At 67.8% G+C, this 14260-nt stretch carries 14 protein-coding genes and 1 pseudogene; 6 read left to right on the forward strand and 9 right to left on the reverse strand.

Annotated elements, in window-relative coordinates; genetic code table 11:
* Position 1: 1 nt before the first annotated feature.
* Positions 2-271: a hypothetical protein gene (locus tag ACFZDJ_RS26195; protein WP_391062549.1), complete on the reverse strand. Its 270-nt coding sequence runs from the start codon at positions 269-271 to the stop codon at positions 2-4.
* Here ACFZDJ_RS26195 and ACFZDJ_RS26200 point away from each other — a divergent pair.
* From ACFZDJ_RS26200 to ACFZDJ_RS26210, 3 genes are read left to right on the forward strand one after another with little or no spacing between them, the layout of a single operon-like run.
* Complete coding sequence (locus tag ACFZDJ_RS26200; protein ID WP_391062508.1) at positions 168-749, forward strand: hypothetical protein; 582 nt, start codon at positions 168-170, stop codon at positions 747-749. The genes ACFZDJ_RS26195 and ACFZDJ_RS26200 overlap by 104 nt on opposite strands.
* Positions 746-2161 carry a carbohydrate-binding protein gene (locus ACFZDJ_RS26205; protein WP_391062073.1) on the forward strand — a complete coding sequence of 472 codons (1416 nt, stop codon included), beginning with the start codon at positions 746-748 and terminating at the stop codon, positions 2159-2161. The genes ACFZDJ_RS26200 and ACFZDJ_RS26205 overlap by 4 nt, the downstream gene beginning before the upstream one ends.
* A 15-nt stretch (positions 2162-2176) precedes the next feature.
* Positions 2177-3694, forward strand: coding sequence for a beta-1,3-glucanase family protein (locus ACFZDJ_RS26210; protein ID WP_391062076.1), 1518 nt, complete (start codon positions 2177-2179; stop codon positions 3692-3694).
* Positions 3695-3803: 109 nt separating this feature from the next.
* Here ACFZDJ_RS26210 and ACFZDJ_RS26215 read toward each other — a convergent pair whose 3' ends face one another.
* Positions 3804-4307: a MarR family transcriptional regulator gene (locus tag ACFZDJ_RS26215; RefSeq protein ID WP_391062079.1), complete on the reverse strand. Its 504-nt coding sequence runs from the start codon at positions 4305-4307 to the stop codon at positions 3804-3806.
* Positions 4308-4435: 128 nt separating this feature from the next.
* On the opposite strand from ACFZDJ_RS26215, the gene ACFZDJ_RS26220 reads away from it, so the two are divergent.
* A complete protein-coding gene (locus ACFZDJ_RS26220) occupies positions 4436-6244 on the forward strand; it encodes an FAD-dependent monooxygenase (protein WP_391062082.1) in 1809 nt (602 codons plus the stop codon).
* Between the two features lie 186 nt (positions 6245-6430).
* On the opposite strand, the gene ACFZDJ_RS26225 is transcribed toward ACFZDJ_RS26220, so the two are convergent.
* Positions 6431-6775 carry a MerR family transcriptional regulator gene (locus tag ACFZDJ_RS26225; RefSeq protein ID WP_054235794.1) on the reverse strand — a complete coding sequence of 115 codons (345 nt, stop codon included), beginning with the start codon at positions 6773-6775 and terminating at the stop codon, positions 6431-6433.
* Positions 6776-7317: 542 nt separating this feature from the next.
* Between ACFZDJ_RS26225 and ACFZDJ_RS26230 the strand changes: the two genes are divergently transcribed.
* Complete coding sequence (locus tag ACFZDJ_RS26230; RefSeq protein WP_391062085.1) at positions 7318-7692, forward strand: hypothetical protein; 375 nt, start codon at positions 7318-7320, stop codon at positions 7690-7692.
* Positions 7693-7817: 125 nt separating this feature from the next.
* On the opposite strand, the gene ACFZDJ_RS26235 is transcribed toward ACFZDJ_RS26230, so the two are convergent.
* From ACFZDJ_RS26235 to ACFZDJ_RS26255, 5 genes and pseudogenes are all read right to left on the reverse strand, one after another.
* Positions 7818-8147, reverse strand: coding sequence for an SCO5918 family protein (locus ACFZDJ_RS26235; RefSeq protein WP_384924047.1), 330 nt, complete (start codon positions 8145-8147; stop codon positions 7818-7820).
* A gap of 66 nt (positions 8148-8213) precedes the next feature.
* A complete protein-coding gene (locus tag ACFZDJ_RS26240; RefSeq protein ID WP_390940410.1) occupies positions 8214-8534 on the reverse strand; it encodes a hypothetical protein in 321 nt (106 codons plus the stop codon).
* A 45-nt stretch (positions 8535-8579) separates the two neighbouring features.
* On the reverse strand, positions 8580-10106 hold the full coding sequence (locus ACFZDJ_RS26245) for a DEAD/DEAH box helicase (RefSeq protein ID WP_391062088.1): 1527 nt from the start codon (positions 10104-10106) through the stop codon (positions 8580-8582).
* A 381-nt stretch (positions 10107-10487) separates the two neighbouring features.
* A complete protein-coding gene (locus ACFZDJ_RS26250; protein ID WP_030872951.1) occupies positions 10488-10691 on the reverse strand; it encodes a cold-shock protein in 204 nt (67 codons plus the stop codon).
* 284 nt (positions 10692-10975) lie between these two features.
* Positions 10976-12216 (reverse strand): annotated as a pseudogene (locus ACFZDJ_RS26255) (IS701 family transposase).
* A 167-nt stretch (positions 12217-12383) separates the two neighbouring features.
* On the opposite strand from ACFZDJ_RS26255, the gene ACFZDJ_RS26260 reads away from it, so the two are divergent.
* A complete protein-coding gene (locus tag ACFZDJ_RS26260) occupies positions 12384-12788 on the forward strand; it encodes a type II toxin-antitoxin system PemK/MazF family toxin (protein WP_391062091.1) in 405 nt (134 codons plus the stop codon).
* Positions 12789-12815: 27 nt separating this feature from the next.
* On the opposite strand, the gene ACFZDJ_RS26265 is transcribed toward ACFZDJ_RS26260, so the two are convergent.
* On the reverse strand, positions 12816-13145 hold the full coding sequence (locus ACFZDJ_RS26265) for a hypothetical protein (RefSeq protein ID WP_266944778.1): 330 nt from the start codon (positions 13143-13145) through the stop codon (positions 12816-12818).
* Positions 13146-14260: the final 1115 nt, after the last annotated feature.

The following is a 14260-nucleotide window of genomic DNA, read 5'->3' on the forward strand; positions in this document are numbered from 1 at the left end:
CCTACGGGGCTGACCCGCGGACGCGTCCCGAGGTGCGTGGGGCGCCGTCGTCGAACAGCGTGCCCAGCTCGTCCGTGAAGATCACGAGCAGGGCGCCCACCAGCGCGCCGAACGCCGCGATCAGCACCGGGTCGAGCATGACCCCGGCCTTCGCGGACGGCGACCGGCTGCTCGTCCGCCGTACCACGCGCGTGCGACGCGGCGACGCGGCGGTCTTCCGCAACCCCGTCCCGTTCGGCGACGGCGACGACGCGCTGGCCTGGCTGGTCAAGCGGGTCTCCGCCCTGCCCGGCGATGCCGTGCCGCCCGATGTACGCGAGATCGTCGGGGCCCCGGACGGCGGACTGGTGCCGCCCGGTTCGCTGATCGTCCGGGGCGACGCCGCCCGCACCCAGGACTCCCGCCACTTCGGTTACGTCCCCCAGTCGTCCCTGCTGGGCGTGGTCCTCAGCCGCCCAACTCCCCTCGGCCGCCCCTTAACCCGCCGCCCACGGCGGTGTCCGCTCGGCACAATCCGCGCAATGCCGCGCTTCTCGTGTGCCCCTTGCATACGCCCTGAGCACACCCCCCTTCTTTCACGACGTGAACTCACCTACGCCGGAAGGGGTTTCCCGACTTCACCTCTTGACGTACGGAGTGACGGGGAGCACATTGTCCGCGCAGCTGTTTTGAGAGCGCTCTCAAAAAGCGTCGGAGCGCTCTCACCACCACCCGCGCTCCCCACTCCGTACCCGAAGAGGCACCCATGAGTGAACCCTCCGGCACGCCTGTCAGACGCCGCTCCCTACGGCGCGTCCTCATCGCCGTGTTCAGCGCCCTCGGCCTCGCGGCCGCCGCGGCGGCGGCCGCCACCCTCCCCGCCGACGCGTCCGCCCCCACGCCCCCGTCCGGCTGGTCCCAGGTCTTCCTCGACGACTTCGACGGAGCCGCCGGCTCCGGCATCAACAGTTCGAACTGGCAGTACACGACGGGCACGAGCTATCCCGGCGGCCCGGCCGGCTTCGGTACCGGCGAGGTCGAGACGATGACCTCCAGCACCAACAACGTCTCGCTCGACGGCGCCGGAAACCTGCGGATCACCCCACGGCGCGACGCCGCGGGGAACTGGACGTCGGGCCGCATCGAGACGAATCGCTCCGACTTCCAGCCGCCCGCCGGCGGCAAACTCCGCGTCGAGGCCCGGCTCCAGATGCCGAACGTGACCGGCGCGGCCGCCAAGGGCTACTGGCCCGCCTTCTGGATGCTGGGCGCCCCGTACCGCGGCAACTGGTGGAACTGGCCCGGCGTCGGCGAGCTGGACATCATGGAGAACGTCCAGGGCATCAACAACGAGTGGGCCACGATGCACTGCGGCACCAGCCCGGGCGGCCCCTGCAACGAGAAGTCCGGCATCGGCGGCCAGAAGGTCTGCGAGGGCACGACCTGCCAGGGCGGCTTCCACACCTACGCCGTGGAGTGGGACAGGTCGACCAGCCCCGAGGAGATGCGCTTCTACCTCGACGGCGTCAACTTCCACACGGTCAGGCAGAATCAGGTCGACGCCACGACCTGGGCCAACGCCACCAACCACGGCTACTTCATCATCCTGAACGTGGCGATGGGCGGCGAGTTCCCGGCGGCCTTCGGCGGCGGCCCCGACGGCGGCACGGACCCCGGCCACCCGCTCCTGGTCGACTACGTCCAGGTGCTCCAGTCGACCGGCGGTGGCGGCACGACCCCGCCGCCCACGACCCCGCCGCCTTCCGGCAATCGTGACGCGTACAGCGCGATCCAGGCCGAGTCGTACGACGGCCAGGCGGGCGTCGGCACGGAGACCACCACGGACACGGGCGGCGGCCAGAACATCGACACGCTCGCGAACGGCGACTACGCGCTCTACAAGGGTGTCGACTTCGGCGCCACGGCGGCAAGGCAGTTCTACGGCCGGGTCGCGAGCGGCGCGGCGGGCGGTGTCAGCGGACTGGTCGAAGTGCGCCTCGACAGCCGCACGAGCGCGCCGATAGGCAGCTTCGCGGTGGCCAACACCGGTGGCTGGCAGGCGTGGAAGACGGTCCCCGCGAACATCAGCTCCGTCACCGGAACCCACGACGTCTATCTGACCTTCACCAGCGGCCAGCCCGCGGACTTCGTGAACGTCAACTGGTTCGACTTCGGCCACTGACGGGAGAGTTGACGAATGATCGTACATCTCCCGGCCAGGTCCAGGAGATCACGCCCCGAGGTCAGGCGGCTGGTGACAGCCGTCCTGACCGCCCTCCTCACGGTGCTGGCGCTCGGCCTGGCCGGGGCGGTGCCCGCGAAGGCCGCCGCCGACTACACCCAGGGCGTCACCTCGACCGGTTCCGGTTCGGTCCAGATCTGGTTCAAGCCGACCACCCCCGCGTCCCTGGTCGACGTGCACTACCTGTCGGCCGGCGCCGGCCAGCAGAACTTTCGGATGACGAACAACGCGGGCACCTGGCAGCAGAACGTCAGCGGCCTGCCGAGCGGCTTCACCCTGGAGTACTGGTTCACGTACGAGAAGAGCGGCCCGCTCTACGACACTCCGCACTTCTCCTACGCCATCGGCAGCGGCGGCGGCGGGAGCGGGGGCGGCAGCTTCCCCATCACGTTCCAGAACAACACCCGTGGCGCGTACGCCAGTACACAGATCTACGTCACCGTGCTCGGCCAGGTGACGCCCGGTCAGTGGTCGTACATGAAGGCCGACGGGACCATGACCCACATCAACCACCTGGACGCGAACGCGCCGGGACACCTGACCAAGAACGGCGTGAACTATCCAGACATGTCGTTCACGCTCGCCCAGTCGGGCGGTTCGGTACCTTCGCCGACATCGATCCGCGGCGGCCGGATCTACGTCTCCCTCGGCTCCCCGCTCTACATCCCGGTCTCCCCGGACGACCAGGGCTGGGGCGGCCCTGACCTGCGCAACCCGAACGACCCCAACACCGACGTCTACTACGACTGGTACGAGTACACGTACGTCTTCGGGCAGGTGGCCTTCGGCGGCAACACCACCCAGGTCGACCAGTTCGGCTTCCCGATGACCTCACGTCTGACGCAGACGTCGAGCGGCTACGACACCACACGGGGCATCACACTGACCCGCGCCCAGGTGATGTCCCAGTACGCCGCCTCGGTGGGCGCGGCCTTCAAGCCGCTGCAGAGCACCTACCGGATCACCGCGCCGCGCTCCTCCAACCTCTTCCTCACGGGAGGCTCCCAGGCGAACTACCTCCAGTCGACCATCGACCAGACCTGGTCCTACTACTCCACGCACCCCTTCAGGCTGACCCGGCTCGGTGAGACCTTCACCGGCGGTGTCTCCGGGACCACGCTCACCTTCACCAAGAACGGCACCGGTCCCTACACGCTCCAGAAGCCGTCCTCCCCGGACGTCGTGGCCTGCGCGGGCGCGCTGGCCACGGGCAGCGACCCGGAAAAACAGCTCGGCGCGGAGTTCTGCGCCGCGTTCAACCGGGGCGTGGCCCTCGACACCTCGGCCTGGTACACCCCGTCCGCCTACTACACCGGAGGCATCAAGAACGACTACGCCGCCTTCCTCCACACCGTCGGCCTCGGCCGGCGGGCCTACGCCTTCCCCTACGACGACGTCAACGACCAGTCGTCCGTGCAGATCCTGGGCAACGCGAACCCGCCGACCGGGCTGACGCTCGGCATCGGCTGGTGATCCACACGCGGTGAAGAGGGGGCGGCCTCGGAGGTCCGGCCCAGGAGAGCCAGGCGTTGTCGTTCGAGCCGCCCCCTCCCCCAGCACGAGCGGGTTCTCTGAGGCCCGGTCAGCGGGGTGTGGTGCGCAGGTCGATACCGCGGCGGTGGGCGTCGGAGGCCACGACCTGGGCCGCCAACTGGGACAGCCGCTGCCGGTCGGCGTCCGAGAGCGGCGCGACGGACAGCTCGATCCGCTCGGCGAACTCTGCCGCGAGCTGTTCGACGAGCTGTCGGCCGGCGTCGGTGATCGACACCTGGAACGCGCGGCGGTCGTTCGCGCTGACGGTGCGCGTGACCAGGCCGCGACGCTGTGCGCGGTCGACCAGTCCGCTGATCGAGGACTTGTCCAGGCCGAGCAGCCGACCGAGCTGGTTCATCGTCGGCTCCCGGTCCCGCAGCACCCCGAGCAGCCGCGTCTGGATGATCGACAAGTCATGCTGCCCGGCGATCTCGTCCAGGGCGTTGTGCACCAGAAACGACAGCTGGGCGAGGGCGTCCACGTCCACCGGCCCGGGCTCCTCACCTGTGCGTGACGGTGCGACCGGGGGCGGCGTGTCGTTGGGCGAAGTCATACTCCGATTCTACTTGCAAAGGTACGTGCCGCGAACTAATTTAGTACGTGCCACGAACCAATCTTGGTGTGTGGCCTACGAGCGTGCTGAAACCGCCCGGACAACTACTGCCGACGGAGAGCTGAGCCATGACTCACAACCCGGACACCGACGTGATCATCTGCGGAACGGGAGCGGCCGGATTAACCCTCGCCATCGACCTCGCCCGCCGGAATGTCGGATTCCTGCTGATCGACAAGGCGGCGCATCCGTTCATCGGCTCACGCGGCAAGGGCATTCAGCCCCGAAGCCAAGAGGTGTTCGAGGATCTCGGCGTGATCGACCGGATCGTCGCCTCCGGGGGTGAGTACCCCGTCCAGCGTTTCCACACCGCCGAGGGACCGGTCGACAAGGCCACCGTCGAGATGTCGGATCCGACGCCGGACGAGCCGTACCAGATTCCGCTGCTCGTCCCGCAGTTCCTCACCGAGCGCCGGCTGCGGGAACGGCTGACCGAGTTCGGCCACGCCCCGCACTACAGCCACGAACTCGTCGGCTTCGACCAGGACGCCGACGGCGTGACCGCACGGATCGCGACCCCTGACGGCGAGCGGACCGTGCGGGCCTCGTACCTGATAGGCGCCGACGGCGGATCGAGCTTCGTCCGCAAGGCCCTCGGCATCGGCTTCCCCGGCAAGACCCTCGGCGTCCGGGCGATCGTCGCGGACGTACTGGTCGATGGCGTCTCGTCGGACGCCTGGCACCGCTGGGGCGAGGACACGGCGGCGCAGGTGTCGATGTGCCCGCTCTACGGCACCGACATGTTCCAGCTCCAGGCCCCGATCCCCTTCGAGGTCGACATCGACCTCTCGGCCGAGGGGCTCACCTCGTTCTTCCGCGAGCGCACCGGCCGGAACGACGTCGTGATCCGTTCGGTGTCCTGGGCGTCCGCGTTCGAGATGAACGCCCGGCTGGCCGACACCTACCGGCGCGAGCGGGTGCTCCTGACCGGGGACGCGGCACACTGCCATCCGCCGACCGGCGGACAGGGCCTCAACACGAGCGTCCAGGACGCCTACAACCTCGGCTGGAAACTCGCCGCCGTGCTCGACGGCGCTCCGGATTCGTTGCTGTCGACCTACGAGAAGGAGCGCCGGCCGATCGCCGAGGCAGTCCTCGGCCTCTCCGAGAGGCTGCTCGAAGCGGCCAAGAACCGAAACACCCACCGGGGCCGCGAGGTGAGTCAGCTCGATCTCGGCTACCTGGACTCGCCCTTGTCGATGACCGGTCCGGACCGCGACAACAGCGTCCGGGCCGGCGACCGCGCGCCCGACGCGCCCGTGACCGGCGCGGGCGGCCTCCCCACGCGCTTGTTCAGCCTGTTCCAGGGGCCCCACTGGACCCTGCTCGGCCACGACGTCGACGATGCCCCGGCACCGGCGCCGCGCCGTGGCCTGCACATCCACACCATCGGCGGTGGGGGCGACATCCTCGACACCGGCGGCCATGTCCACAGCGCATACGGGCTGCCGTCCGAGCAGTGGGTGCTGGTCCGTCCGGACGGGTACGTCGCGGCCGTGGTCGGCACGTCCGACCTCGGCTCACTCGCCACCTACCTCGACGCCGTCGGCATCCGCCCCGTGGCGGTACCGCAGCCGCACCACGCAGAAACGAGCGCCGACACGCCCGCACCAAACCCTTCGGCCGTCCCCCGCACCCGACGTGAGCACCGTCGGATCCGCGGCGCCGCCGAGCAGCGACTCGCCACCGCCCAACGCGAGCTCCATCAGCTCTCGCGCCAGGTCCAGCGCGACCTGCGCAGCGTCCGCAGGCAAGGGGAGACCACCGCGATCGTCGCCCGCTCGAACTTCGCCGAGCTCGCGGTCCAGAGCATCACCCGGTTGGCGGCCAACCTCCGCACCGACCCCAGCGACCGGAACGGCCAGAACGACCAGTAGCTCCTCGGCCGCCCCGACGCCGACGAGGCGAATGCCCCATACGGGTGATCCTCCACACTGCGCGTCAACTCCGTTGCACTGCGCAGCCCACCACGGAGCACGGCCGTGGTCCCGTTGAAGGACCCACGGTTGGGCATACGTGGTTGGGCATACGTGGTTGGGCATACGTGGTTGGGCCGTTCGCGCTCAGCCGGAACTGGAAGTGTCGGACACCTCGTTCGCGGCGCGACGGTACTCGGCGTTGATGCGCTGCGCTTCCTCGAGTTGGTCCTCGAGGATGACGATGCGGCAAGCGGCCTCGACGGGGGTCCCCCTGTCGACGAGCTCGCGGGCGCGAGCGGCGATCCGGAGTTGGTAGCGGGAGTACCTCCGGTGCCCACCCTCCGAGCGCAGCGGAGTGATCAGGCGGGCTTCGCCGATGGCCCGGAGGAAGCCGGGAGTCGTGCCGAGCATCTCGGCGGCCCGGCCCATCGTGTACGCGGGGTAGTCGTCGTCGTCCAGACGACCACTCAGTGGAGTATCTGCTGTCATTTCACCTCGTTGTGCAACGCGTCGAGGGGCCCCGATGCCGTACGGCACCAGGGCCCCGAAGGAAATTGAACACCATCTGTCGGCGCTACCGCTCTGCCGACCTCTTGTTTCCGCTACCCGGCCCCTGTGAGAGGGCGGGAATGCGGGGATCGCGGATGCGTGACCGGGGACCACCTTCCATTCCGGGGTCTTGCGGCACCCGACCTCGTGCTTGTCGGCCGGGCGATCCCGATGGCGTCGGCTCCTTCCGTTCCTCCGCTGGATCAACTCACTTGGCAGACCGCGTGACCGTCCGTCTCGTCACCGTCCTACGAACAACCCGGCTTCGAGACTCCACAGTCACCCCGACCTGCGGACTTCTACACTACGAGAGAAACACTAATCACGCCACCGCCCAATGTCTACTCTGTCAAACATAGATTTTAGGTTGCCCAAGGCATGGATATTCTCTGTCGTGCAGGCCATACGGGCAGGTGGCGGCGGAGGCGCGGCGGTCTGCCGACTCCAGCGCTCTGATCGCGCACCGAATAGAATCGGCTCTCATGTCGAACCCTGACGAGCTGCTCGTGGATCTCTGCGCCCTGGTGGAGTCCGAGCAGAGCAATCAGATGTCATTGACCGTGGTGGTCAGCGGTGCCGTCATCACCGGGCGGCTGGCTCCCGAAGCCGTATGGAGAGAGCGCGTGTCGGAGGTCCTGAAGGACTCGGACCGCCTGGGCCCCTTCTCCGACGTCTTCTCCGCCGACCGGACCGTGGGCCGGCCCGAACCCGGCGAGGCCCCCACACATCTGCACTTCCACCTCGCCCGGATCCTGCAGGGCAGCGTCGGAATTCCCGAGACGGGCGGAATGTATCGCGTCGCGATCATGGACGTCAGTGCCTGGACCGTGGGCGACTTCAGTTACTCCGACCAGTGAGGCACCGTAACCGGACCGCTCCGGCCGGCCGGAAGCCGTCGACCGGACGGTGACACGCGATGGGGCCCTGCCGACGCGCGTCGGCAGGGCCCCATCGTTGTCCTGGTGTCAGCTTCCGTCGGTTCTCACAGTCCCAGAGGCGTGGGGCTGCCGAGCAGCGCCGACGCGGTCTGCAACGGCGTAAGGGGCCGCATGGCGGTCGCCGACTCACGGGTGGGCTCCTGGGTGCCTTGACAAGTGAAGCCGAGGCGCGTCATGGCCCGGGTGACTTCCCCGCTGGTGAAGTCGCGGGGGTCCTGCCGGGTGATGACCACGCCCACCTGCTTCGCGGGGTAGTGGCGGCGGCCGATGAGCACGGACTCCCCCGTGATGGGCTCCGGCTTGACGCCCTTCATCGAGGCAAGTACCCCGCTCTTGGTGAGGTCGAAGGGGAACCGGGCGATGACGCAGCGCATGTTGCCTCGCAGGGAAGGGAGAAGGGAGAGGGAGGAACGGGGCTGATGCCGATCGGGTGAGCCGGATCAGAGGGAGACGGTGAGGGCGCGGGCGCCCGGGCCGCGGCCGTGCGGTCCGCCGGTGTCGAGGACGTCCCGTACACGGATCCGGTCCGTGTAGGCGGGGCTGTCACGGACCACGGCGAGTTGGGCCCGCGTGACCGAACCTGTGCAGTGTTCGTCCTCGTCGCAAAGGAGCAGGTACTCGACACGGGCACTGGCCATGAGGAACAGGGCCACCTCGACGGTGATGTCGTCACCGACCCGCGGTCCGGATGCGTCCAGGGCGTCGAATACGGTCGTCGGAGCGGGACCGACCAGGCGTTGCTGCGTCTGAACCAGTGTCAAAGGGGCCTCCTGGATGGATGGGTGAGGTTTCCGATCACGAGGGTTCTACGCCGCCGCTGTGGCTGCGGACGACCGCCGCGGCGTGCGGCGTGCCGCCTCGCCGGCGGATCGGCCCTGGCCGGTACGGCCCCGGCGACCCCGGGACGGGGAAGACGAGCCGCGCCGAGGACGTTCCACGACCGGCGCGGTGATGGTGACCGCGATCCCCGAGGGGGCCTGGGCGCCGGTGATGCGACTCAACTCGGCTTCGCCCGAGCGCACTTGGGTGGTCTGGGGGGTGATCCCGGCGGCAGTCATCAGTCGGCTCATGTCGCGTCGCTGTTGAGGCGTCACCAGGGTGACGACGCTGCCGGACTCGCCGGCGCGGGCCGTGCGGCCGCCCCGGTGCAGATAGTCCTTGGGGTCGGTGGGCGGGTCCACGTTCACGACCAGGTCGAGGTTGTCGACGTGGATCCCGCGCGCCGCGACATTGGTCGCCACGAGCACCGTCACATGCCCGGTCTTGAACTGGGCCAGGGTCCGTGTGCGCTGCGGCTGGGACTTGCCTCCGTGCAGGGCCGCGGCGCGGACGCCGCTGTTCAGCAGGTGCTCGGTCAGCCGGTCCACCGCGTGCTTGGTGTCCAGGAACATGATCACCCGGCCCTCGCGTGCCGCGATCTCGGTGGTCGTCCGCTGCTTGTCCGCGCCGTGCACATGGAGTACGTGGTGCTCCATGGTGGTGACCGCGCCCGCGGCCGGGTCGACGGAGTGGACCACGGGGTCGGTCAGGTAGCGGCGGACCAGGAGGTCGACGTTGCGGTCCAAGGTGGCCGAGAACAGCATCCGCTGCCCCTCGGGACTCACCTGGTCGAGCAGCGCGGTGACCTGGGGCATGAAGCCCATGTCGGCCATCTGGTCGGCCTCGTCGAGGACGGTGATGGCGACCTGGTCCAGACGGCATTCGCCGCGGTCGATGAGGTCCTTGAGCCGGCCCGGCGTCGCTACGACGACCTCGGCCCCGGCGCGCAGCGCACTGGCCTGCCTGCCGATCGGCATCCCACCGACCACCGTGGCCAGACGCAGTCGCACGGAACGGGCGTACGGAGTGAGCGCGTCGGTGACCTGTTGGGCCAGCTCTCGGGTGGGGACGAGGACCAGGGCCAGCGGCAGCCGCGGCTCGGCGCGTCGACCGGCCGTACGGGCCAGCAGGGCGAGACCGAAGGCGAGGGTCTTGCCGGAGCCGGTGCGGCCACGGCCGAGTACGTCACGGCCCGCGACGGAGTTCGGCAGGGTCGCCGCCTGGATCGGGAACGGTACGGTCACACCTGCGCGGCCGAGCTCGGCCAGCAACGGCGTCGGCAGGGCGAGATCGGCGAACGCCTCGACGGCGGGCAACGCGGGGGTGATCGTCGTCGGCAGCGCGAACTCACCTTGCGGTGAGGCCTGTTGGCGTCCGTACCCCTTCGCACGGCTGGGGGCGGTGGAGCGGCTGGAGGATGCGGCTCCGAAGCGGCTGCCGCCCCTTTGGGAACCAGAATTTCCGGTGCGGGTGCGGGTACGGGCGAAGCGATCATTTGTACGCGTGCGGTTCATGTGGAACCTTCCTTGATGTGGCACGTATCAAGGAATTCCCGCAGCGAGTGAACAGCGCAGAGAATCGCAAGAACGAGCCGAAAATAATGCGGAACCGAATCGGTCGGATCGGATCGGTCAGATCGGTCGGATCGGCAGGGAATGGCCTCGGAATACGCCGCCGTAGAGAGCAGCGCGATCTCGACAGTGAGACCGGGCATTCCTTGAGTGAGGCCTTGCCGGATTTGCATCCGGAGCGTTGGGGTGGAGCATCCGCAGGGAATTCGGAGGAGCTCGTGGGTGACATCACCACGGCCCTGACGGAGCGACTGCGCCCCGGAAAGCGGCGAACTGGGGCCCGCACCCAAGGTGCGGGCCCCAGCTGCGAAGTACGTGTCAGCGTCAGGCGGGAACGATGTTCTCGGCCGTCGGGCCCTTCTGACCCTGAGCGATGTCGAAGGTCACCTTCTGGCCCTCCGACAGCTCGCGGAAGCCCTGGGCGGCGATGTTCGAGTAGTGGGCGAAGACGTCCGCGCCGCCGCCGTCCTGCTCGATGAAGCCGAAGCCCTTTTCCGCGTTGAACCACTTCACGGTACCGGCAGCCATATAAATCTCCTTCGGGACGGTGTTCGGAGCTTCGCACTGTGCGTACTCCGCGTCGCCGCGATGATTATCCCGCCGGAAAGATCGCCGGAGCCGAAAAAGAGCGCCACCGGCAGATGAAGCCGGTGAGGGCACTTGCAAGATTTCGGGAACCACAACTGCAACTGGGATCTACAGTAGCACGTTGCGATCGATCGCGTGCGGTAAATAACCGCGCTCGGCCTGTCGATGCAGTAAACCTCGTTGCACCTTCCGCCATTTTCTCACTTCACGGGCACAGATATTGGCTACTGAACTTCTTCCTGAGTGGCTTGTCGTCGGTAGTGGCTGGCTCGGGATCGGGCCTGGTGGCGGCGTCGCCAGTTCGACCAATCGATCCGGTGGGCTGTGTCGTGGACGGGTCGGACGACGAGGGTGATGAACAGGCGCTGGATCTCGTTGCAGGTGAGCGGAATGAGGGCATCGGGTGCGGGGCGGGTGTGCTCGTCTGCGCGTACGACGGCGAGGAAAGCGTGCGCGAGCATGGCGAGGGTGACCCAGCGGGTCCAGGAGGTATAGCGGCGGACCTGGTGCTCGTCGAGTGCGGCCAGGCCCTTGCCCGACTGGAAGAACTCCTCCACCCGCCATCTTGATCCGGCGACTCTGACCAGCACGGTCAGCGGCACGGACGCGGGCGAGTAGCAGCGGTAGTAGGCGAGTTCGCCGGTGCTGCGGTTACGGCGGATCAGTAGCTGACGACTCCCGGGGCGGGGGTCGGGGAGGTCGATGACTGCCCAGTTGTAGACGCGGTGGCCCTTGGCCCCGGCCCCTGCGGAGAGCTTCTGCCAGGCCCGCTTGGGCACCTTCTTGGCCAAGATGTCCGCACGGAACTTCCCCGCACCGGTGGTGACTTCGTGCGAGCAGGCCACCACGAGGACGTAGCCCGTGCCGCGTTCCTCCAGCGCGGTTCGCAACTTCGGGTTGCCGCCGTAGACCTCGTCGCCGGCAACCCAGGCAGCCTGATAGCCGGCGTCCAGGAACCGGGCGACCATACGCGTGGCCAGCTCCGGCTTGGTGGCGAAGGTGGTTTCCTCGGCAAGGCCCGCGGCGCGGCAGCGGTCGGGGTCGGAGGTCCAGGAGCGCGGAACGTAGAGTTCCCGGTCCACTGCGGCGTGGCCGCGCTTGCCTGCGTAGACCAGGTAGACGGCGACTTGGGAGTTCTCGATGCGGCCGGCAGTGCCGGTGTATTGGCGCTGGACGCCGACCGTGCCAGTGCCCTTCTTCACATCGCCGGTCTCGTCGACGACCAGCACCGCCCCGTCGTCGTGCAGGTGCTTCACCACGTAGCCGCACACGTCGTCGCGGACCTGATCGGCATCCCACTTGGCCCTGCCAACAGATGCTGCATGCCGTCCGGAGTGGTCTCGCCAGCCCACTCGGCGATGGTCCAGCAGTTCTTGCGCGGCAGGTCGGCGAACAGACCGAGCACCAACCGCGCCGCCCTGCGCCGGGGTTCGACCCGGGCGAAGCGCCCCGCGATCCGGCCCATCAGGCCCTCGAACGCGTCCCGCCAACGGGCGGGTTCTATCCTGTGACCTGCGGCCACCGTCTCTTCGTCAGTCCACACAACTCACGATGATCAACGGTGGCCGCATCCGTCTCCACAACGCGTCAGGGTCGCGCAGTTCCGCCTGCCGTCCTGAGTCAGGAGGACATATGCAACGTGGCGAAGTCTGGTGGGTGGAGTTCGACGAGCGGCGGCTGGTCGTACTGTTGGCGGCAGACGACGCGTCCAGGATCCGGGCGATGCAGGTCGTCACTCCTGCGGGCGTCGACATCAGCGGTCTGGGCGTCGAAGTGCACGCAGGCGCCAGGGAAGGACTGCCCTTTGAAGGCGTGCTGCGGTTCGCGTTCCCGCGCCCGGGCTTTACCCCCTGCACGTGGCTGACCACCGTGTCCCGGGACGACCTGATCGAGCGGGCGGGCGTCCTGTCCTCCGCGAAGCTCAGCGCGATTGAGGACGCCCTCCGTCTCGGCGAACAGGCGAAGGAAAGGACCCCGGCGACAACCGCGAAGCTCAGCGAGATAAGGGACACCCTCCGTCTCGGTGAACTCGGGTAGGCGGAGAAGCGCCACTCACCATCGTGATCACGGATGTGAAGGCCGCTCGTCGGTAGCCTGCGCGTGGGACTGGCTCGTCAGACCATCGCGCCATCGTCGAGCGGCTTCAGGCTGGTCCTCACGCGCGTGAGGAGCCGTCTCGATGAGATGCAGGAGGACCCAGGCCACGCCGAAGCATTCGTCGTCGCCGAAGCAGTCCGCCAAGGCATGGGCCTCCTCATCGGTCACGGGTCGCTCAATAAGACCCAGAAGAGCTCCCGCGCGTTCGACGGCCTCCTCAAGAGCCTCGTCGGGCTCGCCGTCCTCGGACGGGAGTTTGCCCAGGGCGGTGAAGTCAGCAACCTCCGGACGGATCACGACACATCCTTCCTACCATTGCGGTGAAGCCGCCGTGGCGACCTCACCGCAGGCTATCGGGACGGGAGACCTTCTCATCCGTGATCACGATCTACGGCTGGAGTACTAGATCCGCCAAAGTGGCCCCCATCTCGCGATGGGGGCCACAAGAGGCTAGGGCGTCCAGCAGTTACCGGCGGTATCTTCGTCGCTACTCATGCAACTCGTGCCGTCCCAGTGTGTCGCTATGTTCAGATAGTGATCAGCGCTAAACCCAACCCCAAAAATTTTGGCGCTACTAGTGAAGTTCTCGGTTGCGCCGAACGCTTGGTTTCCATTTCCATAAGCCGGGTTCTGCCCATACCATTGGCACGGGCCTTTCAGATCGATCGAGAACCCGGTCGCAGACTGGCTGCAATGCAGGCTAGTTGGCTGCGCCCATCCTGGAGTGCCAGCGTGCACCCCAAAGCACCAACTGATTCTCACGTCTTCGACGGTGGGAATGCCGTCGTCTGCTTTTGTGCAGAAACTGCCAGGCCCCGTCGATAGCGGATGCATCGTTGACGGGCTAGTCGTTTCGACGTGGCTGACTTTAAAGTCGCAAAGTGTTGCGACTGCCTTGGCGACAGCGTTGGGCGACCAGGATTTTGGCGCCTGCGCCTTAATCTGCTGCGCGCAGGGTAGTACTGAGCCCTTCGCGGATGTCACCTTGACGGAGACGTCGGTGACGATTGGAGCCTGTGGTGTCGCCGAAGCCGGCGCGGCTGCGATCACCGTCCCGGTGAACAGCAGACTGATGACTGCGAACGCGCGCAATATACTATGTGGTGCCCTCACGGACCTCTCCCTTGTTGCGGGTGGACGGCGGGGGCAACGGTGGCCGGGTGTCCTACCACCCGGTCGCCGATGACTCCGCGGAGACGCTACAGACGCTGGTCCTTGAACCGTCCTAGATTCGTCCTAATGCCAGGTCAGGCTGGCGATCGGCTTTCGTCGTGACGTGGGCGGAGGGCAGCGGCGTCTTCAAGGGTGCGGTGGGCGGTGCCCTGTGGAGAAGCTGAGCTTGACCGAGCCTCCTCGCTACTGAACTTGATTGGGTGATGTCGGTCAGCCGTCCAGGGTGAGGCCGGTGCCGG

The organism is Streptomyces sp. NPDC007896 (genome assembly GCF_042959425.1).
Taxonomy (GTDB): domain Bacteria; phylum Actinomycetota; class Actinomycetes; order Streptomycetales; family Streptomycetaceae; genus Streptomyces.